At 61.3% G+C, this 20,329-nt stretch carries 18 protein-coding genes; 8 read left to right on the plus strand and 10 right to left on the minus strand.

The window, feature by feature from the left end; translation table 11 throughout:
• Nucleotides 1-44: 44 nt before the first annotated feature.
• The 3 genes from aspS to KX729_RS03475 form a co-directional block, all read right to left on the minus strand.
• Complete coding sequence (gene aspS / locus KX729_RS03465) at nt 45-1,835, minus strand: aspartate--tRNA ligase (protein ID WP_219741019.1); 1,791 nt, start codon at nt 1,833-1,835, stop codon at nt 45-47.
• A gap of 141 nt (nt 1,836-1,976) precedes the next feature.
• On the minus strand, nt 1,977-2,360 hold the full coding sequence (locus KX729_RS03470) for a VOC family protein (RefSeq protein ID WP_219741020.1): 384 nt from the start codon (nt 2,358-2,360) through the stop codon (nt 1,977-1,979).
• Between the two features lie 129 nt (nt 2,361-2,489).
• Nucleotides 2,490-3,002, minus strand: a complete 513-nt coding sequence (locus KX729_RS03475; protein WP_219741021.1) for an isoprenylcysteine carboxyl methyltransferase family protein — start codon at nt 3,000-3,002, stop codon at nt 2,490-2,492.
• Nucleotides 3,003-3,178: 176 nt separating this feature from the next.
• On the opposite strand from KX729_RS03475, the gene KX729_RS03480 reads away from it, so the two are divergent.
• Together KX729_RS03480 and rnd are read left to right on the plus strand one after the other, a co-directional pair.
• Nucleotides 3,179-4,417, plus strand: a complete 1,239-nt coding sequence (locus KX729_RS03480) for an MFS transporter (RefSeq protein WP_219741022.1) — start codon at nt 3,179-3,181, stop codon at nt 4,415-4,417.
• Between the two features lie 77 nt (nt 4,418-4,494).
• Nucleotides 4,495-5,640 (plus strand): ribonuclease D, encoded by a 1,146-nt coding sequence (gene rnd / locus KX729_RS03485; RefSeq protein ID WP_219741023.1) that lies wholly within the window; start codon nt 4,495-4,497, stop codon nt 5,638-5,640.
• A 19-nt stretch (nt 5,641-5,659) separates the two neighbouring features.
• On the opposite strand, the gene KX729_RS03490 is transcribed toward rnd, so the two are convergent.
• Nucleotides 5,660-6,067 (minus strand): DUF2000 family protein, encoded by a 408-nt coding sequence (locus tag KX729_RS03490; RefSeq protein WP_219741024.1) that lies wholly within the window; start codon nt 6,065-6,067, stop codon nt 5,660-5,662.
• Between KX729_RS03490 and KX729_RS03495 the strand changes: the two genes are divergently transcribed.
• Together KX729_RS03495 and KX729_RS03500 are read left to right on the plus strand one after the other, a co-directional pair.
• Nucleotides 6,066-6,962, plus strand: a complete 897-nt coding sequence (locus KX729_RS03495) for an AraC family transcriptional regulator (protein ID WP_219741025.1) — start codon at nt 6,066-6,068, stop codon at nt 6,960-6,962. The genes KX729_RS03490 and KX729_RS03495 overlap by 2 nt on opposite strands.
• 126 nt (nt 6,963-7,088) lie before the next feature.
• On the plus strand, nt 7,089-8,447 hold the full coding sequence (locus tag KX729_RS03500) for an esterase-like activity of phytase family protein (protein WP_219741026.1): 1,359 nt from the start codon (nt 7,089-7,091) through the stop codon (nt 8,445-8,447).
• A gap of 88 nt (nt 8,448-8,535) precedes the next feature.
• Here KX729_RS03500 and KX729_RS03505 read toward each other — a convergent pair whose 3' ends face one another.
• Nucleotides 8,536-8,793 (minus strand): hypothetical protein, encoded by a 258-nt coding sequence (locus KX729_RS03505; protein ID WP_219741027.1) that lies wholly within the window; start codon nt 8,791-8,793, stop codon nt 8,536-8,538.
• Nucleotides 8,794-9,303: 510 nt separating this feature from the next.
• On the opposite strand from KX729_RS03505, the gene tehA reads away from it, so the two are divergent.
• Nucleotides 9,304-10,320, plus strand: a complete 1,017-nt coding sequence (gene tehA, locus KX729_RS03510; RefSeq protein ID WP_219741028.1) for a dicarboxylate transporter/tellurite-resistance protein TehA — start codon at nt 9,304-9,306, stop codon at nt 10,318-10,320.
• Nucleotides 10,321-10,404: 84 nt separating this feature from the next.
• Here tehA and ppx read toward each other — a convergent pair whose 3' ends face one another.
• The 4 genes from ppx to KX729_RS03530 form a co-directional block, all read right to left on the minus strand.
• Nucleotides 10,405-11,925 (minus strand): exopolyphosphatase, encoded by a 1,521-nt coding sequence (gene ppx / locus KX729_RS03515; RefSeq protein ID WP_219741029.1) that lies wholly within the window; start codon nt 11,923-11,925, stop codon nt 10,405-10,407.
• 20 nt (nt 11,926-11,945) lie between these two features.
• Nucleotides 11,946-14,132, minus strand: a complete 2,187-nt coding sequence (locus tag KX729_RS03520) for an RNA degradosome polyphosphate kinase (protein ID WP_219741030.1) — start codon at nt 14,130-14,132, stop codon at nt 11,946-11,948.
• A 75-nt stretch (nt 14,133-14,207) separates the two neighbouring features.
• Nucleotides 14,208-14,927 (minus strand): DnaA regulatory inactivator HdaA, encoded by a 720-nt coding sequence (gene hdaA / locus KX729_RS03525; RefSeq protein ID WP_219741031.1) that lies wholly within the window; start codon nt 14,925-14,927, stop codon nt 14,208-14,210.
• On the minus strand, nt 14,924-16,144 hold the full coding sequence (locus KX729_RS03530; protein ID WP_219741032.1) for an AI-2E family transporter: 1,221 nt from the start codon (nt 16,142-16,144) through the stop codon (nt 14,924-14,926). The genes hdaA and KX729_RS03530 overlap by 4 nt, the downstream gene beginning before the upstream one ends.
• A gap of 200 nt (nt 16,145-16,344) precedes the next feature.
• Between KX729_RS03530 and purM the strand changes: the two genes are divergently transcribed.
• The 3 genes from purM (at nt 16,345) to KX729_RS03545 (ending at nt 19,099) form a co-directional block, all read left to right on the plus strand.
• The gene (gene purM / locus KX729_RS03535) at nt 16,345-17,418 is read left to right on the plus strand and encodes a phosphoribosylformylglycinamidine cyclo-ligase (protein WP_219741033.1); all 1,074 of its coding nucleotides are present in this window, start codon (nt 16,345-16,347) and stop codon (nt 17,416-17,418) included.
• Nucleotides 17,415-18,041 (plus strand): phosphoribosylglycinamide formyltransferase, encoded by a 627-nt coding sequence (gene purN / locus KX729_RS03540; protein ID WP_219741034.1) that lies wholly within the window; start codon nt 17,415-17,417, stop codon nt 18,039-18,041. Before purM ends, purN begins: the two co-directional genes overlap by 4 nt.
• Nucleotides 18,042-18,154: 113 nt before the next feature.
• Nucleotides 18,155-19,099: an omptin family outer membrane protease gene (locus KX729_RS03545; RefSeq protein ID WP_219741035.1), complete on the plus strand. Its 945-nt coding sequence runs from the start codon at nt 18,155-18,157 to the stop codon at nt 19,097-19,099.
• Between the two features lie 60 nt (nt 19,100-19,159).
• Here KX729_RS03545 and KX729_RS03550 read toward each other — a convergent pair whose 3' ends face one another.
• Entirely contained in the window at nt 19,160-20,329 is a 1,170-nt protein-coding gene (locus KX729_RS03550; RefSeq protein ID WP_219741036.1) for an alpha-D-ribose 1-methylphosphonate 5-triphosphate diphosphatase, read from the minus strand.

Genomic DNA, 20,329 nt, shown 5'->3' on the forward strand with positions numbered 1-20,329 from the left:
AGCCCGGCTTATCACCGGGCTTTTTGATTCATCCGACCGAAGGATCAGTCCTTCTTCTGCTGCGGCATGACGCGCAGCGACAGTTCCATCAGTTGCTTCGGCGTTGCCGGCGACGGAGCGTTCATCAGCAGGTCCTGCGCCTGCTGGTTCATCGGGAACAGCGTGATTTCGCGCAAGTTCTTGGCGCCGAGCAACAGCATGACCACGCGGTCGATACCGAAAGCGCAGCCGCCATGCGGAGGGGCGCCGTACTGGAAGGCACGGTACATGCCGCCGAAACGCTCTTCCACATCCGTCTGGCTAAGGCCGACCAGTTCGAACGCCTTGACCATGGCTTCCGGCGACTGGTTACGGATCGAGCCCGAGGCAATTTCGAAACCGTTGCAGACGGCGTCGTACTGATAAGCCTTGAGCGACAGCGGATCCTGGCTCTGTAGCGCTTCCAGACCACCCTGCGGCATGGAGAACGGGTTGTGGGCGAAGTCGATCTTCTTGTCTTCGTCGCTCCATTCGTAGAACGGGAAGTCGATGATCCAGCAAAGTTCGAACCGGTCGCGGTCGACGAGGTTCAAGTCTTCGCCCGCCTTGGTGCGGGCTTCGCCTGCGAACTTGTAGAACTTGGCCGGCTCGCCTGCGACGAAGAAGGCGGCGTCGCCTGCTTCAAGGCCAAGCTGAATGCGCAGGGCTTCGGTGCGCTCCTCGCCGATGTTCTTGGCGAGCGGGCCGGAGCCGCCGACCTTGCCATCCTCTTCCTTCCAGAAGATGTAGCCGAGGCCCGGCTGGCCGAGCGACTGCGCCCAGGCATTCATGCGGTCGCAGAATGCGCGGCTGCCGCCGGTCTTGGCCGGGATCGCCCAGACTTCAACCTTCGGGTTCGCGGCGATCATGCCGGCGAAGACCTTGAAGCCGGAACCGGCGAAATGTTCGGTGACAGCCTGCATCTCGATCGGGTTGCGCAGGTCCGGCTTGTCGGAACCGTATTTACGGATCGCGACGTCGTAGGGAATGCGCGGCCATTCTTTGGTGACCGGCTTGCCTTCGGCGAACTGCTCGAAGACAGAGGTCATGATCGGAGCCATCGTGTCCCAGACGTCTTCCTGGGTGACGAAGCTCATTTCCAGGTCGAGCTGGTAGAATTCGCCCGGCAGGCGGTCGGCACGCGGGTCTTCATCGCGGAAGCAGGGTGCGATCTGGAAGTAACGGTCGAAACCGGCGACCATCAGGAGCTGCTTGTACTGCTGCGGCGCCTGCGGCAGGGCGAAGAACTGGCCGGGATGGATACGGCTCGGCACCAGGAAGTCGCGCGCGCCTTCCGGCGAGGATGCCGTCAGGATCGGCGTCGTGTATTCGCCGAAGCCGGCCGAGGTCATCCGGTTGCGGATATCGGAAATGATCTGGCTGCGCTTGACGATGTTCTTGTGCAGCGTCTCGCGGCGAAGATCGAGAAATCGGTACTTGAGGCGGATATCTTCAGGATAATCCGGCTCGCCGAACACCGGCAGCGGCAGTTCCTTTGCCTCGGACAGGATCTCGATCTCCTGTGCATAAAGCTCGATCTCGCCGGTGGCCATGTTCTTGTTGACGGTGTCTTCCGAGCGCGCCTTGACCACGCCGTCGATGCGGATCACCCACTCGCCGCGCACGGTTTCGGCAAGCTTGAAGGCCGGGCTGTCCGGATCGGCGACGACCTGGGTCATGCCGTAATGGTCGCGCAGGTCGATGAAGAGGACACCGCCATGATCTCGTACACGGTGCACCCAGCCGGAGATGCGGACATTGGAGCCGACATCCGACTTGCGGAGGGCTGCACAGGTGTGGCTGCGGTAACGATGCATTTTGAGTATCCCGGACTGGTGCTTTTGCGGCCTATCAGCGTGCGAAGCACTGCCGGCCGATCTCATGGAAAATCGGCGCGAAAAGCGCATGGACGGCCCGATTTGTCAAGGCTCGGCCGCAAGACCATACCGGCATTCCGCTTACACAAGCACCTGCGCAATCTCGAAGACGTGGCCGGCGGGATCGGCAAAGGCTGCGGTTCGCCGGCCCCAGGGCCGATCGACAGGGCCGTTCAGCAGCGTGACGCCCATGTCCCGCAGCCTGGCACAAACCGCATCGGCATCGTCCACCCGCAACGTCAGCATGAAGCGCGTGCCGGCACCGGCTGCGGCGACGACCATAGGCTCGACAAGCTCCGGCGCTTCCGCTGCCTGCAGCAGGTTGATCATCAGGCCAGAGAAATTCAGCACATAGGAGACGTCATCCTCGTAGATGACATCGGCGGCAAAGACCTTGGCGTAAAAGGCCTTCGTCTCGGCGATATCCTCGACGAACAGCGTCACGACTTCCAGATTGTTCAACATGGACTTCCTTCCCTCACATCTCCGAGGCTGAGCCGTCGACGCTCCAAGGACGTCTCGGGAACTCTCGCGCCGACAGACGGGAATCGCAAATGCAAGGGAATCGGTTGACGGCAATGCGCGAGCCTGCGGCTAAAGCATTCCGCGCATTGCCTTCTCTTCCTGGGCGATACGCACCGCAAGGATCACGAGATAGACCGGCAGGCCGAGGACAAGCGTCCACCACGCATGGAATATCAAAGCATATCCGACAAGTTCCGGCAGAATGTTGAGGAAATAGTTGGGGTGCCGGATCGTGCGGAACAGCCAGTGGCGGCTGGTGGAATGGTTGTTGGCGATCATTATCTTCACCGTCCATACCGGGCCAAGCAGCCGGACGATCCAGACCAGCATCAGCATTGCGAACACGAAGATGACGAGGCCTAAAGTGGAGATCGCGTCGAACTGCGTTCCTCTCGCCCAGCCTTCGCCGAAGGCTGCGAAATAATAGAGGCCATGAACGACAGCGAGCAGCCTAGTGTTGAGCGCGCCGTGTTCGACTGCGCCTTCGGTGCGCAGCTTCGCTTCATGCCGCTTGGACACGGCAACGCTTACGATCCGTGCCGCGGCGGCGGCCAGGAAGATGACGACGAGAATGGCATTCATGCTGGAGGTCTCCGCTCGGCTTTCGATTAGCGGAACCGCCGTCGCGAAGCCATAGGATGCGGTCGCCAAGGAGACGATTTTTCAAAGACAAACGTGTTCCAGTTCGTCTATGAGTTGATCGCTGCAACTTGTTCGACGCAGTCCCTGCATCGTCCGCCAGGAATGCCGTAAATCCCATGTCGCATATCCGTCCGCTCGTCCCGCTTCTCGTCACCGCAGGCATTCTGATCGGCGGCAACGGGCTGCAGGGCACCTATATAGCGCTCAAGGGAACGGCCGAGGGATTCACGCCATCGACGGTCGGCATGGTCGGTGCCGGTTACAGCATCGGCTTTGCGATCGGCTGCATCTACGTGACGCGGCTCCTGCGCGCCATCGGCCATATCCGCACCTTTTCCGCGATGGCCTCGGTCGCGGCGGTGGCAGCGATCTGCATGTCGATGGTCATCGACCCGGTCTTCTGGTTCGCGATGCGTTTCGTCACCGGCATCGCAGTCGCCAGCCTGTTCGCCACCGTCGAAAGCTGGATCAATGCCAAGGTCACCAACGAGAACCGTGCCCGCACGCTGTCCATCTACCGTTTCGTCGATCTGGGTTCGGTCACGGTGGCGCAATATATCATCCCGACGGTCGGCATCGAGGGGCCGATCATCTTCAACATCATCGCCATCGCCTTGACGCTGTCGCTGGTGCCGATCTCCGTTGCCGACAAATCGAGCCCTGCGCCGCCGGAAACCATGACTTTCGACCTGAAGGCCGTCTGGCGCATCTCGCCGCTCGCGGTCGTCGGGGTCATCGCCATCGGCCTTTCCATGGCCGCCTTCCGCAATATCGGGCCGATCTATGCGGAAGAGATCGGCATGAGCATCACTTCGATCGCCACCTTCATGAGTGCCGGCATCATCGGCGGCGTGGTGCTGCAATATCCGCTTGGCGTCTATTCCGACAAGCTGGACCGTCGGCGCGTCATCGTCTGGACGACGATCGGCTCGATCATTACCGGTGCCTATCTCTCCTTTGGTGCCGGCACAAATGAGACGGCGAACATCGTCAGCGTCTTTCTGTTCGGCGCGTTTTCCATGCCGCTTTATTCACTCTGCTCGGCGCATGGCAACGACTATGCCAAGGAGGGGGAGCACGCGCTGGTGTCCGCCGGATTGTTGTTCTACTGGTCGATCGGCGCCACGATCGGGCCGCTTCTGGCTTCGATTTTGCTGCAATATGTCGGGCCGCGCGCCTTTTTTGCCTATACGTCCTTCATCTTCCTGGGCTTCCTGATCTTTACGCTCATGCGCATGCGGGTGCGCGGGCCGGTGCCGCCCTCGCAGCGTCGCTGGCGCTTCCGGTCACTGCTCAGAACCTCGGCCTATTTCAACAAATTGGCCCAGCCATCCGACAAAGATGAGCGTGAGTAACGGTTCAATGTCGTTCTGTATTGACATAAGCGGCTGGAAGGGAAAGGAAGATTGATCAAACCAGCGTGAAGACGAGAATGATCCAGACGACCGCCGCCCTCGAAGAAGCCTGCGCCAAACTCGCCCAGTCGGACTTCATCACCATCGATACGGAGTTTCTGCGGGAGACGACCTTCTGGCCGGAACTCTGCCTCATCCAGATGGCAAGCCCGGATGTCGAAGTGCTGGTCGATCCGCTGGCAAAAGGACTGGACCTCAAGCCTTTCTTCGAGCTGATGGCCAATCCGGCGGTCACCAAGGTTTTCCATGCCGCGCGGCAGGATATCGAAATCGTCTACCATCTCGGCAACCTCGTGCCGCATCCGATCTTCGATACGCAGGTCGCCGCCATGGTCTGCGGTTTCGGCGACTCCGTCTCCTACGACCAGCTCGTCAGCCGCATCAAGAACGTCCATATCGACAAGTCCTCACGCTTCACCGACTGGAGCCGCCGGCCGCTTTCCGAAAAGCAGCTAGAATATGCCCTGGCCGACGTGACGCATCTGCGCGATGTCTATCTGTTCCTGAAAGAGCAGTTGGAGCGCGAAGGCCGCGCCCTGTGGCTGACGGAAGAGATGGCGGTCCTCGAATCGCCCGTTACTTACGACCTGCATCCCGATGACGCCTGGCTTCGCCTCAAGTCGCGCCTGCGCAAGCCGACCGAACTTGCCGTGCTGAAGTTCATCGCCGCCTGGCGCGAACGCGAAGCGCGAAACCGCAACGTGCCGCGCTCGCGCGTGCTGAAGGACGACGCGATCTACGAAATCGCCCAGCAGCAGCCGAAGGATACGGAAGCAATGTCTCGTTTGCGCACCATTCCGAAAGGCTGGGAGCGCTCTTCCTCAGGCACCGCCATCATCGAAGCGGTGAATGCCGCACTCGCCCTGCCGAAGACCGACATGCCGCATCCGCCCAAACATGTTCACGTGCCGGAAGGTACAGCCGCTGCCGTCGAACTGCTCAAGGTTCTGCTGAAGCTGATTTCCGACAAGCAGGGCGTTGCTGCCAAGGTTATCGCCAATACCGATGATCTGGAGAAGATCGCCGCCGAGGGTGAAGCTGCCGAAGTCGCCGCTCTCTCCGGCTGGCGCCGCGACCTGTTCGGCGACACTGCGCTGAAGCTGATCGACGGCGGCGTGGCGTTGCGCTTCGTGAACAAGAAGGTGGAAGCGGTCGAACTTTAAGACCACTCACCTCACCCGCTCATTTGTGCATCTTCGCACCCTTGGTGATCTTGTCGGCGATCTTCTTGTCGGTGCGGAGAGCGATGCCAACCAGTTTGGCATCATCCGGCGAGAACTGACCAAAAACCTCGCGGTTGGCCGCATCGTGGCCGGTCGCGAACATTTCCTCTATATAGGCCGATGTGGTCACCTCGCGCTCCAGCGAGCGGCGATGGATGGTTCGCAGCGTTTCCTGATCGGCAGAGAGGACGACGACGGGTTGGACGCTTAGCGAATTGTAGACATAACCGGCCGCATCCCGGTATGCTTCACCGATAATGGCCGGCGTCTGGGCGGTGATGCCGCTCATCAGGAAGGCTGTCACGTTGAGCTCCTGCCAGGGAGCGAGGTCATCGCGCAGCACGATCGCGATCTTGGTGTCGAACATGAAGAACTCCGTCGAAGGATATGCAGGGATTGACGAGATAGCCGCGCCGAATACGGCGGGTCTTGAACAATCGTGCAGCGCCGCGGGCCGCGTCTCCGACGGCATTGTCGAAGCGCCCTCCTCGCACGGCATCGAACGGATCGAGGCGCGCTTTCGCGGCAACGGATTTTCACCTCACCGGCACGATACCTATGCGCTCGGCATGACGCTCTCCGGCGTCCAGACCTTCCAGTATCGCGGTGCCGCCCGCGCCAGCCTGCCCGGCAAGGTCATCGTGCTGCATCCGGACGAACTCCATGACGGCGCGGCCGGCACCGATGCGGGCCTTGTCTACCGCATGCTCTACCTGCCCCCGGAACGGCTAATAGAGGCGGCCGGCGGTGCGCGTGGCCTGCCTTTCGTGCCCGATCCGATCATCACCGACATGGATCTGCACCAATCGCTTACCGAGGCGCTGGATAATCTCGAAAGCGAGCCGCAGGCGCTTCTGCTCGACGATCTGATCGTCCGGTTTTCAGAAGGTCTCTGGCGGCATGCGGATGGCCTCGGCGGCGCGTCGGGCAAGACGCTTGCCCGGGAAGCGGTGCTGCGCTGCCGGGACTATCTGCAGGACAATTTCGAGCGGGAGGTCTCCTCCGAGGAACTGGAGTCAGTCAGCGGCTTCGACCGGTACACGACGGCGCGGCAATTCCGACGGTTTCTCGGCACCAGCCCGCATCGTTATCTCGTCATGCGCAGGCTCGATCGGGCGAAAGCATTGCTGTCCGAGGGTTGCAGCCTCGCCGCAGCCGCGGCGGATGCCGGTTTTGCCGATCAGGCGCATTTCACCCGGCATTTCAAGCGCACGTTCGGCATGACGCCCGGACGCTGGCAGGCTTTGCGAAAAACCGGCTAAACCATACTTTAGATTGTAAAAATCCGGTCATCAAAGCTTCATCGAACCTTCAATCTTCCATCACCTGCCCGTCATGCCCGGCCCCTATCCGGTCGAGGTCTCTGACGCCAACCAACAGGTGATCCCATGATCCGACTTCTGCTCGCTTCCGTCGCGCTCGCCGCGCTGATCGGCGGCACTGCTTCCGCACAGGAAAAGGTTTTCCCGGCCAAGCTCGCCGGCCAGGCCATTCTGCCGGCCAACACGCTGGCTCCGGCTCCGGCTGACGCTCCGGCGTTCCTGAAGACCTCCGGCAAGTTCACCACGCCTGACCGCAAGCGCACCGACAAGCTCGGCACCGTTGACGGCAAGGACGGCGCCCGTATCACCGACGTCAAGCTGCCGCTCGACGGCCAGCCGATCCAGGGCTTCTCCGGCATCAAGACCATGGCCGACGGCACCTTCTGGACGCTTTCCGACAACGGTTTCGGCTCGAAGTTCAACTCATCCGACTCGATGCTCTTCCTGCACCAGATGAAGTTCGACTGGGCTTCCAACAAGGCCGAAGTCGTCAAGAACCTCTTCCTTTCGGATCCGAACAAGGTCGCTCCGTTCCCGATCGTCACGGAAGCCACCGAGACCCGTTACCTCACCGGCGCCGATTTCGACATCGAGTCCGTTCAGCCAGTTGCCGACGGTTTCTGGATCGGCGACGAATTCGGTCCCTACCTGATGAAGTTCGACCTTCAGGGCCGCCTGACCGACGTGTTCGCCACGACGCTCGAAGGCAAGCCGGTCGTCTCCCCCGATAACCCGCTCATCCAGCTGCCTGGCAACCCGACCGCCAAAAACCCGGTCTTCAACCTGAAGCGCTCCGGCGGCTTCGAAGGCCTCGCCATGTCGAAGGACGGTTCCAAGCTTTACGGTCTGCTCGAAGGCTGGATCTACAAGGAAGACGGCCAGCCGGAAACGGTTGACGGCAAGAATGCCATCCGCGTCATCGAGTTCGACGTCGCTTCCAAGAAGTGGACCGGCCGTTCGTGGCTCTATCCGTTCGCGGACAAGGGCGCTTCGATCGGTGACTTCAACATGATCGACGCTTCGACCGCTCTCGTCATCGAGCGCGACAACGGCGCCGGCACCAAGGACAAGGCCTGCGCCGATCCGAAGCAGCCGAAGCCGGATTGCTTCGACGCTCCGGCCGAGCTGAAGCGCGTCTACAAGATCGAGTTCAACGATGCCAATGTCGGCAAGTCGGTTCGCAAGATCGGCTATATCGACCTGATGAACATCCAGGACCCGGACAACAAGAAGAAGGCCGGCAACGTCGCCGGCGTCTATGACATGCCGTTCGTGACGATCGAGAACGTCGATGTCGTCGACGCGACCCACATCATCATCGGCAACGACAACAACCTGCCCTTCTCGGCCGGTCGCGCTGTCGACAAGGCCGACAACAACGAATTCAGCCTGCTCGAAGTCGGCGAATTCCTGTCTGCCAAGTAATCTGCAGATTGCTGAAATCGAAGAGCGTCTGGTGAAAGCCGGGCGCTTTTTTCGTTTGAGACGCCAGCCGTGCCCGCCAAATGCCGGATCAATCGCCAGGCACTTCCAACATCTGACGATCAACGAGCTTCAGGCTACGGTCGGGCTGAATGATGTAGGTTTCTTCATAACGATAACCGTCCTCGCCAAAGAAACCATGCGGAACCTGGCTTCCAATCGGCGCCTTCTGAAGTTTCGTGCGAGGCTGTCCGTGGTAGGTGATGCTGCCGGGGATCGGCTCTATGGCAAGCGCCGGAGATCCCACAGCGAACGCGGCCAGAAGAGCAATTGCAAATATCTTTTTCATAACGTGCTCCTTGAGCTTTTGCGGCCAATCTCATGGCCGTCTGTTCTGAGATCAGAATGACGCCCGGCGTTTGCAACCAGAGCAGGACGGACACTCTGTCCCTGATCCGCGAACAATGAAGCGGCCTGACCCTCACGCTATGCGTAGAATACCGTTGAAAGATATCTGGTCCTTCACCCGGCAAGGTGAACCATCCGGCCTGTTCATTTTCTGGTGACCGACGGAGCGAAGGCCAACGCTTCTGCGGGGGGCCTGCAGTTTGGCAATCCGGCTGCTTACGATGTGGCGACCTAAAACAGACGCAAGTCATCGTTCAATCACTCGGACATTGAGTTGCGATGCTGCGGACTTATCGGCGGCTGGTTCAGCGCCTAGATTTAAGGCGGTAGAAAGAAACGCAGCGTCGGATGCGTCATCTCAAGCTCGTCGAGGCGCCGTAGAATAGGCTGGCGTCATCCATTTCTTTCGTTCTATCACTCTCCGGTTCGATCCTGCGCCAGGAGGCGCCCCATGGCAGAAGCAATTTCCAATTCAACGATATCGTCCAACCGGCTTGCCACGATCGCGGGCAATATGCCTGCCGCCTATTTTGGCATCGTTCTGGGGCTCGCCGGCCTTGGCAATGCCTGGAGGGCAGCCGCTGCAGCCTGGCAATTGCCGGGTATCGTCGGCGAAGCCATCTACCTGGTCGCGGGCATCGTCTGGGCTTTGCTGGTCACGATCTATCTGCTGAAGGCGCTGCTTGCGCCCGCAAAGCTCGCGGCGGAAGTGGCCCATCCCGTCATGTGCTGCTTCATCGGCCTTGCAGGGGTTTCGACCATGCTGATTGCCGGCGGCCTCGTGCCGCATTGGCATGCGGGCGCCTATGGACTGTTTGCGGTCGGCTTTGTCTTCACGATCGGCTTCGGGGTCTGGCGCACCGGCAACCTCTGGCATGGGGAGCGCGACCCCGGCACCACGACCGCCGTGCTCTATCTGCCCACCGTTGCCGGTAGCTTCGTGTCGGCAATCGTCCTGTCTGCGCTGGGTCATCCGGACTGGGGCCAGCTTTCGTTCGGCGCCGGCCTGTTTTCATGGCTCGCCATGGAATCGGTCCTCGTGAACCGGCTGCTGACCGGCCCGACCACGCCGGCCGCGCTTCGCCCGACGCTCGGTGTCCAGCTAGCCCCTGCTCCGGTCGGCGCCGTCGCCTATATCGCGGTCAGCGGCGGAACTCCCGATCTCGTCTCGCATGCCATGATCGGCTACGGCATATTGCAATTGCTCATCCTGTTGAGGCTTTCGCCCTGGATTCGTGAAGCAGGTGCCGTTCCCGGGCTCTGGGCCTTCAGCTTCGGCGCGACCGCTATCGCGGCGGCTCCGTTACGCCTTATCGCCAACGGCGATCATGGCGCTATCCCGATCATCGGCAGCATCCTGTTTGTGCTGGCCAATGCCTTCCTGCTGTTTCTGGCGGTCATGACGATCTGGCTGCTCCTCGCCGGCCGGATGTTCGCCTCGCCTCCTGTTGCAGCTCCCAAACCCTGATTGCAACCCGCGTAATGCAACGGCCGGACCTGCTTTTTATGGCAGGCCCAGCCGTGATCGATTTCAGCGATTTGCCAGCCTCGTCTATTCGAAGCGGAAAGCCAACCGTTTGCCAGTGAGCTTCGCAAGCTGTTGCAGCCTTCCGTCCAGACGTTCGCCGGCAAAATTGCGATAGGCGGACGGCACAACGAATTCCAGATCGAGGTCCGGTGCCGAAGACGGTGCGAAGGTCAGGTTGTTGACGATGCCGGGCATCGAGGCCGAAAACAGGTAGACGACCCGCAGCAGGCCGCCGAGCAGCTTTGCCAGTTCCAACAGCCGCGGCGTGGCGATGGTCGCGAGCGGACCGGTGGCGCCGTCGTCGTGCAGGCCTTCGAAACGGTAGTAATTGGCGAGCGCCAGATAGGCGCGGCCGGCATGGGTGATGCCGACGAAGGAGGAGTTGGCGATGATGTTCAGCGCTTGCAGGCCGCGATAATCCGGATGGGCGCGCCAGCTGATATCGGCGAGCAGGCAAGCCGCCTGCCGATAGCGGCCTTCCTCTTCCGTTTCGGTGATCCCGAAGGCCGGGACCATGCGGCCGGTCCAGTCCGCCAGTTCGCGGGCATGCTCGGGCGAGCGGGCGCGCAGAATAGCGAGCTGATCGGCCGCGACCAGCAGCGGATCGCTTGCCTTCTCCTCGTCCGGCAGCAGTGAATAGAGATAGCCTTCGCGCACGCCCTGGGCCGAGAAGCTGATCTTCGCCGGCTTCATGGCGGTCAGCACTTCCTGCATGGCGATTGCGCCGAAGGGCAGCAGCGAACGGCGGTTCTTGGAAACGGCCTGCCAGGCGGGATCCTTGGAATCCTTGGCGGCGATCACCTCGGTGAGGAAACGCTGGATCTCCTCCAGCGGCAATTCATAGCCCTGCATCATGTGCAGCGGATATTTGGTCATTTCCATGTGCAGCTTGGCGATGTTACGCCAGGTGCCGCCGACCGAATAGAAGGTGCGGCCGTTCCCCTGCTCCAGGAAACGCGCCGTATTGACGTATTTGCGCGCCTGCGTGCGGGCCTTGGACAGGGAATTGCCGGAGGATTCCGACAGCCGCAGACCGCCGAGCGGCAGGGTAATCCCCTTGCCGAACTCTGTACCCTTGATGTCGATGAGCTCCAGCGAACCGCCGCCGAGGTCGCCCGCGATGCCATCGGCATCGTGGAAACCGCTGATGACGCCAAGCGCCGAATACCGCGCCTCTTCCTCGCCAGACAGGAGCTGGATCTGCTGACCGAGGATTTCTTCGGCCTTATTGATGAAATCGGGACCGTTGGAAGCTTCGCGCGCCGCCGCGGTCGCCAGAACGTAGACGTCGGTTGCGCGAGCCTGAGTCGACAGCGCGCGGAAGCGCTTCAGCGAATCCAGCGCACGGACGACCGCCTCCTCGTCCATGCGGCCACTCGAACCCAGCCCCTTGCCGAGACCGCACAGCACCTTCTCGTTGAAGAGCATTGTGGGGGCACGCGACAGGCCTTCGTAGATGACGACACGGACAGAGTTGGAACCAATGTCGATGACGGAAACGGGAGCAATGCCCGGAAGGCGCCCCTGGGCTTCTGATCTTACCATGCTGCCTATTTCTTGACTGACTACTTCTTGCGACCGGACATAACACCGGCGATCAGTTTGGGAGCACTCGATTTCAAGGCTTCACCGCGCCCCGAGAGGCTCGGATTCGTCATGAAATAGTGCTGCGCGTTAAAAGGTTCTTCGCCCTTGCGGACTTCCATGCGACGCGACGTGCCGTCGGGCAATATCTCGTAGCTCTGCTGGTTGTCAATCAAGTTGCCCAGCATAATCTGGGATAGAACCTGCTCATGCACAGTTGGGTTGAGCAACGGCACGAGCGTCTCGACGCGGCGGTCGAGATTGCGCGGCATCATGTCGGCGGAGCCGATATAAACGAGTGCCTTGTCCGACGGCAGGCCGTAGCCATTGCCGAAGCAGAAGATACGGCTGTGCTCGAGGAACCGGCCGACGATCGATTTGACGCGGATATTGTCCGAAAGGCCGGCTACCTGCGGACGCAGGCAGCAGATGCCGCGCACCACGAGATCGACTTCCACCCCTGCCCGGCTCGCCCGGTAAAGCGCGTCGATAATGTCGGGATCGACCAGCGAGTTCATCTTCATCCAGATCGCCGCCGGCTTGCCGGCCTGCGCGTGGCAGATTTCTTCCTCGATATGCTTGAGGATGCGCGGCCGCAGCGTATAGGGCGACACGGCAAGCTTCATGCTTTCGGTCGGCTCGCCGTAACCGGTGATGAAGTTGAAGATGTTCGCCATGTCATGGGCGATCTTCGGGTTGCAGGTGAAGAAGGACAGGTCGGTATAGATCTTGGCGGTGACCGGATGATAATTGCCGGTGCCGAGATGGCAGTAGGTTCTGAGCTTGCCGTCCTCACGGCGCACGACCATGGACATCTTGGCATGCGTCTTCAGCTCGATGAAACCGAACACGACCTGCACGCCGGCGCGCTCCAGATCGCGCGCCCAACGGATATTGGCCTCTTCGTCGAAACGGGCCTTGAGTTCCACCAGCGCGGTGACCGACTTGCCGGCCTCGGCGGCGTCGATCAGCGCCCGGACGATCGGGCTGTCGTTCGAGGTGCGGTAGAGCGTCTGCTTGATGGCGAGCACATCCGGGTCGCGGGCCGCCTGGATAAGGAATTGCACCACCACGTCAAAGGATTCGTACGGATGATGGACCACCATGTCCTTCTCGCGGATGGCCGCAAGGCAGTCGCCAGCATGTTCGCGAACCCGTTCGGGAAATCGCGCATTGTAGCTTTCGAACCGCAGGTCTTCGCGCGGCGCCTTGGTGATTTCCGACATGGTGTTAAGCGCCAGAAGGCCTGGAAGAACGGCGACGCGATTGTCCGGCACGCCGAGTTCCTGCACCACGAACTGGCGCAGAGAAGCCGGCATTTCACTGTCGGTCTCGATGCGGATGACCTTGCCGCGGCGGCGGCGCTTCAGCGCGGTTTCGAAGAAGCGCACGAGGTCTTCGGCCTCTTCTTCCACTTCGATATCGCTGTCTCGGATGATGCGGAACGTGCCCGCGCCCCTCACTTCATAACCAGGGAAAAGCCGGTCGGTAAACATGCCGACCACATCCTCCAGGGTGATGTAACGGATTGTCGTGCCTTCATCCGGCAAGCGGATGAAGCGGTCGAGCGTGGTGGGAAGGCGCAGCAAGCCCGTCATCGGCTCCTTGCCGTGCAGGCTGTGTAGCTGCAGGCCCATGGAGAAGCCAAGATTCGGGATGAACGGGAACGGATGGGCCGGATCGATGGAGAGCGGCGTCAGAACCGGGAAAAGGTCCTCCTCGAAATCGGTCGCCAGCCACGTCCGGTCTTCCGGCGACAGCGCCGCCGGGCGAACGATCAGGATGTCTTCCTTGGCGAGATACTGTTGCAGTACGGCCAACGACGCCTGCTGCTCCATCTGCAGATTGTCGATCTCCTGCAGGATATTGTCGAGCTGTTCGGCCGGCGTCTTGCCGTCGGGGCTGCGCACCACGATGTTCTGGCGCACCTGGCCCTCAAGGCCGGCGACGCGGACCATGAAGAATTCGTCGAGGTTGGCCGCCGAGATCGACAGGAAACGGACGCGTTCCAAAAGCGGATGCGCAGTGTTCAGCGTTTCTTCCAGAACGCGGCGATTGAACTGCAGCCAGGAGAATTCGCGGTTGATGAACCGGGCCGGGCTCGTCATCAGGTCGTCGGCAGGGGCCACCGTTTCGGCCTGTTGCGTTTCCGTCGTCATCGAATCCATCTCTCCAACCTCCACTCGCGTCTCAACCAAACCGGCCGGGATCGAATCGCAAATTCGGCGACGCCGCCGTCACAGTCAATCTCCGTCCCGGTCGCCGACCGTCGAATTCCCGAAATCATTCAACACTTCCGCGACAAGCGGACGGGTGATTTTCGTGCCGCGGGCGAGCGCCAGACGGTCCAGACGCTCGACGATATCCTGCGCGGCTCCGAGCGAACGTTCCATCCGGTTGACGATATAACCCACCAGTTTGTCATCGATATAAAGCTGCCGGTCGGCGAAGAGCTTAACGATGACCTGCGCCAGCAGTTCCTCGTCCGGCTCGCCGATCTCGACCACCGTCGCCGCCTTCAGCCGCGATTTGAGGTCCGGCAGCTCGACACCCCAGGACATCGGCCAGAGCCGCGACGTCATCAGCAGGGTATGGCCGTTCTGGCGCACGCTGTTGATGACATGGAAAAGCTCGGCCTCGTCAAAACCGCGGCGGTCGGCATCCTCGAACAGGACGGGCGCGCCTGCCGCAATGGCCGCGGCATCGGATCCGGCCAGCGGATGGATGGCGGCGGCACCGGATTTTTGCTGCCAGATATGGGCGAGATGCGATTTTCCCGAACCGACGGGGCCGGCCAGAACCACGACCGGCGATGGCCAGGCGGGCCATTCATCGACGATCGAAACGGCCGCGGCAAGGCGCTCGGAGACAAGGAGATCGTCCCTGCCCCTGGCGGAATCGTGGGTGAATTGCAGCGGCAACTGTTCGCTTTTGCGCCGCTCGCGTTCGCTCGTTTCGGTCATTGGTCTTTCGAAGTGGTATTTGGCGAAGTCGTATGAGGCGAAGTCGTGATCTGAGGGCCGCTCGGCGCCTCGACCCGCGCCGGTCCTTCATTCCGGGCCAGGACATGCGGTTCGCCCTCCTCCCAGGGAAGCGCGGCCGCCCGGCCGTAATAGATGTCGCTGTCAAGATACCGCTCCAGGGCGAAACGGACAAGCACGCCGACGACAGCCGCCGCGGGTACCGCAATCAGCAGGCCGACGAAACCGAACATGGCGCCGAAGGCGAAGAGCGCGAACATCAGCCAGACGGGGTGCAGGCCAACGCTTTCGCCGACCAGTTTCGGCTGCAGGATATTGCCCTCGATGAACTGGCCGGAGAAGAACACGCAAGCCACCGCGATAATCCAGGGATAGTCGGGCCAGAACTGCACCAGCGCCACGCCGATCGACAGGATGAGGCCGATCATCGAGCCAATATAGGGAATGAAGCTGATCATGCCGGAGATGAAGCCGATCAGCAGGCCGAAATTCAGGCCGACGATCGACAGACCGACCGCATAATAGATACCGAGAATGATGCAGAGTGAGCCCTGTCCGCGGATGAAGCCGGCGACCGATTCATCCATTTCGCGGGCAATCTGGCGGATCGTATTGACCTGGTCACGGGGGATCCAGCTATCGACCTTGGCAACCATCCGGTCCCAGTCGAGCAGGATGTAGAAGGCGACAACGGGCGTGACGATCAGGAGCGACATGACGTCGACGATCGCTTTGCCGGAATTCCAGATCTGCGCCAGCAACGAGCCGATGAAGCCTGCGCCCTGGCTCAGCACTTCGGAGAAATTCTGCTTTATCGTCTCGATCTGCGCTCCGACCCAATGCGGCAGGAAGGATGTCTCGGGGCTGGCGATGATCTGCTGCAACTGGGAGATATAGCCCGGCAGGGCGGCAGCGAATTCCGTGAACTGGTTGATGATGATCGGAATGACCAGCATCAGTGACAGAGCGAAGACCAGCACGAAACTGACGAGGATCAGCACCGTTGCCATCAGGCGGCTCAGGCCGCGGCGCTGCAGCCAGTCGGCCACGGGATCCAGGAAGTAGGCCAGTGCCATACCGGCCGCGAATGGCAGGAGGATGGAGCTGAAGGCCCAGAGGAACAGGACGAAGACGGCAAGCATCGCGACCCAGAACAGGACGTAGCGCTTAAGACTTGCGCTGCTGATATGGTATGGCATGGCCGCTCCGTTGAGAGTTGGTCTCAAAGGGATATGAGGGGACGAGCGGATAAGGTCAAGCTCGCGTTCGCCGCGCTGCACAAACTGTGAAAAGCCTTCAAAACCGGGCATGATGATCCGGCAGCGCTTGCATATCCGACCATCTCGTGCAATTGCGGGCAGCTCATAATCCCTTCGGCATTTTCCTTTGGAGACGAGCAATGAGCGAGCCGGGCAAGAACGGTCTCACCTACAGTGATGCAGGTGTCGATATCGATGCGGGCAATCTCATGGTCGAGAAGATCAAGCCGGCCGTGCGCTCGACCCGCCGCCCCGGCGCCGATGGCGAAATCGGCGGTTTCGGCGGCCTGTTCGACCTCAAGGCCGCAGGCTTTACCGATCCGGTTCTCGTTGCCGCCAATGATGGCGTCGGTACCAAGCTGAAGATCGCCATCGACGCGAATTTCCACGATACTGTTGGCATCGACCTCGTCGCCATGTGCGTCAACGACCTCGTCGTGCAGGGTGCCGAGCCGCTGTTCTTCCTCGACTATTTCGCCACCGGCAAGCTCGATCCGGACCAGGGCGCGGCGATCGTCAACGGCATTGCCGCCGGCTGCCGCGAATCCGGCTGCGCGCTGATCGGTGGTGAGACGGCGGAAATGCCGGGCATGTATTCGCATGGCGATTACGATCTTGCGGGTTTTGCCGTGGGTGCGGCCGAGCGCGGACAGCTGCTGCCGGCCGGCGATATCAAGGCGGGCGACGTCATCCTCGGCCTCACCTCTTCCGGCGTGCATTCCAACGGCTTCTCGCTGGTCCGCAAGATCGTCACGCTGTCTGGCCTCGCCTGGGATGCGCCGGCGCCCTTCCGTGACGGCATGACTCTGGGTGAGGCATTGCTCACCCCGACCCGCATCTACGTGAAGCCGCTGCTGAAGGCGATCCGCGAGACCGGCGCGCTGAAGGCGCTTGCCCACATTACCGGCGGCGGCTTCCCGGAAAACATTCCGCGCGTGCTGCCGAAGACGCTTTCCGCCGAAGTCGAGCTCGGCTCGATCCCGGTTCCGGCCGTGTTCTCCTGGCTCGCCAAGACCGGCGGTGTCGAGGCGAAGGAAATGCTGCGCACGTTCAACTGCGGCATCGGCATGATCGTCGTCGTCGATGCGGAGAACGCCAAGGCTGTTACCGACGTGCTGACCCGCGAAGGTGAGACGGTCGTTCAGCTCGGCCACATGGTCGAGCGTCCGGAAGGCGGCGCCGGCGTCATCTACAAGGGCACGCTTGGCCTATGACGACGGGCGTTCCTCCGGCCCGCAAGCGCGTCGCCGTATTCATCTCCGGCGGCGGCTCCAACATGCTGTCGCTGGCGGATGCCTGCGCGGCGGCGGACTTTCCGGCAGAGATCGTCGCCGTCTTTTCCGACAAGCCCACGGCCGGCGGCCTCGCCAAGGCCGAAGCGCGCGGCATCAGGACATTCGTTTTCGAGCGTAAGGGTTTTGCCGGCAAGGCGGAGCATGAAGCGGCGATCCTTGCCGCACTCGACGCGGTCAAGCCCGACCTGATCTGCCTCGCGGGCTATATGCGGCTCATCTCCGGCGATTTCATCAGCCGTTACGAGGGCCGGATGCTCAACATCCACCCCTCCATCCTGCCGCTTTTCCCGGGCCTGCATACACACCAGCGTGCCATCGAGGCGGGCATGAAGGTTGCCGGCTGCACCGTGCATTTCGTCACCGAAGGCATGGATGAAGGCCCGATCGTGGCTCAGGGCACCGTGCCCATCCTGACGGACGATACGGCGGATACGCTTGCGGCCCGCGTGCTGGCGGTGGAGCATAAGCTTTACCCCGAGGCGTTGCGACTGATCGCGACCGATGGCGTGATACTTGAAAATGGCCGGGCCGCCTTCCGGTAGTGCAGATATGCAACTATCAGATAATATAAAGAATTTCTTTTATTAGCGACTTGAGACTCGCAGCAATTACGGCGACAAGAAGGCATCTTTTCTTGAAAGGTCTTTCTGTTCGCATGAGAACTCTTGTCGCCTCGACCGCATTTGCGGCCCTCGCTCTTGCCGCATGTCCTTCACTTGCGGACGATACGATCGCCCGCTCGGCAGGCGGAGACATGTGGTTGACCGGTTCGGTCGGCCTGATGAACATCAAGGCCCGCGAATATGTCTACGCGCCCAACAATCAGGGCAGCGAGCTGGATTGGGATTCCAAGGGCGTGGTCGTCTTCAGCCTTGGCGGCGGTGCCGAGATCACCAATGACTGGAAGATCAGGGGCAATGTTAATATCGGCACCGGCGGCAACGGCTACATGGCCGATTACGACTGGATCGACCCGAACTATACCGACAAGAGCAAGGACGGCTGGAGCGACCGCTCGCTGCATCCCGATACTCGCCTCGACCATTATGTCAGTGCGTCGGTAGAAATCACCCGCGACCTGATCACAGCCGACACCGGCCGGCTCGGCATGCTCGGCGGCTTCAAATATACGGATGTGCAGTGGAGCTCGTTCGGCGGCTCCTACATCTACAGCGTGGGTGGACCGCGCGATACGGTCGGCAACTTCGCCTCGGGCGACAAGGTGATCAGCTATCGCCAGAAGATCCCGACCGCCTATCTCGGCCTCGACGGTTCGACGACCTTCGATCGCCTGACGATTTCGGGCGGCGTCAACGGTGGCATTTCCTTCGGCATCAACGATATCGACGACCACTGGCTTGGGCCGGAGCATTTCGAAGATGCGATGAAGACCGCGCCGCTGCTGATGCTCAGTGCTGCCGTGGATTACAAGATCACGCCAGGCGCCTCGATTTATCTCGCAGGCGATTTCGAAAAGATCTTTCGCGCCAAGGGCGACATGACCAAGACCGCGGGCGGCGTGACGGAGCGTTTCAACGAAGCAGCCGGCGCATCCTTCCAGACGATGTCGGTGAAATTCGGCCTGCGCGGTACGTTCTAAGGCAAGCGTACCGGGAAGACGAGATCGGAAGCCGGCACCTCGCGTGCCGGCTTTTCTGTTTCAGGCCGCCAGCGCGCGGAGCGGATGCAGCGTGCCGTCGCTGTAGACGAAGCGGCCGGCGCGGAAGGTTGCACGAATGCGGTGGACGTTGCCCGGCTCTACCACGACCAGATCGGCACGCTGGCCGATAGCGATTTCGCCGCGGTCGGTGAGACCGGCGGAACGGGCAGCATTGCCCGTCGCCATGGCGACAGCGGCAGGCAAGCCGCCATCGATGCCATCTGCGAGCTTGAAAATGCCCGGCACGAAAGCCGCCGGGTGATAGTCGGCTGCGATCACCGTCAGCAGACCGGCCTTTGCGGCATCGAAGGCGCTCAGGTTACCCGACATCGACATGCCGCGCAGCGCATTCGGCGCGCCCATCAGTGTCCACAGGCCACGACGACGAGCCTCCTCGGCGGCCGGCATCGTCACCGGGAATTCGCTGATCGTGACGCCGAGATCGTACATCTCGGCGACCTTTTCGACGGTATCGTCGTCATGCGAAGCAAGCGACAGCTTCTGCTGCAGCGAAAGCGCGACGATTTCCTTCAGCTTCACATCGATGTCCGGATTGTCGCGCTTGGCGATGCGCTGACGAACGATCTCGGCCGCCATTTCCTCGGTGATCGCCCGGCGTTCGGAAATGCTGGCGATATAGGCGGCTATATTGTTGTATTGGCCCTGGCCGGGCGTGTGGTCGGTCAGCGAGACCATGTCGATCTCTCCGGCTCGCAGCAGCCGTTCCAGCGTCGGCGCGGCACCGATATTGGTGATCTCGTAGCGGGCATGAACGCGGTGGTCGATCAGCAGGTTGTCGCGCAGGCGGTTCATGCCTTCTATGACGGCCGAAGTCGTTTCCAACGAGCGGACATGGCCGTAGACGCTTTCCGTCGCGAAGGAGACGGCGGCATAAGCCGTGGTGACGCCGGCAGCGGCGAGCTTCTTGTCCAGCTCATGAATGCCGAAATCGATCGGCATGGTGGCGTTCGGCCGTGGCGCGATCTCGCGCTCGATCATGTCTCCATGCAGGTCGACGAAGCCCGGCATCAGCAGGCGCTCTCCGCCATCGATCGCGGCATTCGCGACCGGCTCGTCGCGGATTTCGGCGATGACACCGTCTTCGATCCGCACGGAACCCTGCTTCACCACCTCATCCGGCAGGACGAGGGTGAAATTGCCAAGCCACAT

The organism is Neorhizobium populisoli (assembly GCF_019430945.1).
GTDB lineage: Bacteria > Pseudomonadota > Alphaproteobacteria > Rhizobiales > Rhizobiaceae > Neorhizobium > Neorhizobium populisoli.

Bases quoted from the DNA above. Each gene is read 5' to 3' on its own strand.
- aspS (WP_219741019.1), bottom strand. From the start codon at position 1,835: ATGCATCGTTACCGCAGCCACACCTGTGCAGCCCTCCGCAAGTCGGAT.
- KX729_RS03470 (WP_219741020.1), bottom strand. From the start codon at position 2,360: ATGTTGAACAATCTGGAAGTCGTGACGCTGTTCGTCGAGGATATCGCC.
- KX729_RS03475 (WP_219741021.1), bottom strand. From the start codon at position 3,002: ATGAATGCCATTCTCGTCGTCATCTTCCTGGCCGCCGCCGCGGCACGG.
- KX729_RS03480 (WP_219741022.1), top strand. From the start codon at position 3,179: ATGTCGCATATCCGTCCGCTCGTCCCGCTTCTCGTCACCGCAGGCATT.
- rnd (WP_219741023.1), top strand. From the start codon at position 4,495: ATGATCCAGACGACCGCCGCCCTCGAAGAAGCCTGCGCCAAACTCGCC.
- KX729_RS03495 (WP_219741025.1), top strand. From the start codon at position 6,066: ATGAAGAACTCCGTCGAAGGATATGCAGGGATTGACGAGATAGCCGCG.
- KX729_RS03490 (WP_219741024.1), bottom strand. From the start codon at position 6,067: ATGTTCGACACCAAGATCGCGATCGTGCTGCGCGATGACCTCGCTCCC.
- KX729_RS03500 (WP_219741026.1), top strand. From the start codon at position 7,089: ATGATCCGACTTCTGCTCGCTTCCGTCGCGCTCGCCGCGCTGATCGGC.
- KX729_RS03505 (WP_219741027.1), bottom strand. From the start codon at position 8,793: ATGAAAAAGATATTTGCAATTGCTCTTCTGGCCGCGTTCGCTGTGGGA.
- tehA (WP_219741028.1), top strand. From the start codon at position 9,304: ATGGCAGAAGCAATTTCCAATTCAACGATATCGTCCAACCGGCTTGCC.
- ppx (WP_219741029.1), bottom strand. From the start codon at position 11,925: ATGGTAAGATCAGAAGCCCAGGGGCGCCTTCCGGGCATTGCTCCCGTT.
- KX729_RS03520 (WP_219741030.1), bottom strand. From the start codon at position 14,132: ATGGATTCGATGACGACGGAAACGCAACAGGCCGAAACGGTGGCCCCT.
- hdaA (WP_219741031.1), bottom strand. From the start codon at position 14,927: ATGACCGAAACGAGCGAACGCGAGCGGCGCAAAAGCGAACAGTTGCCG.
- KX729_RS03530 (WP_219741032.1), bottom strand. From the start codon at position 16,144: ATGCCATACCATATCAGCAGCGCAAGTCTTAAGCGCTACGTCCTGTTC.
- purM (WP_219741033.1), top strand. From the start codon at position 16,345: ATGAGCGAGCCGGGCAAGAACGGTCTCACCTACAGTGATGCAGGTGTC.
- purN (WP_219741034.1), top strand. From the start codon at position 17,415: ATGACGACGGGCGTTCCTCCGGCCCGCAAGCGCGTCGCCGTATTCATC.
- KX729_RS03545 (WP_219741035.1), top strand. From the start codon at position 18,155: ATGAGAACTCTTGTCGCCTCGACCGCATTTGCGGCCCTCGCTCTTGCC.
- KX729_RS03550 (WP_219741036.1), bottom strand. From the start codon at position 20,329: ATGTGGCTTGGCAATTTCACCCTCGTCCTGCCGGATGAGGTGGTGAAG.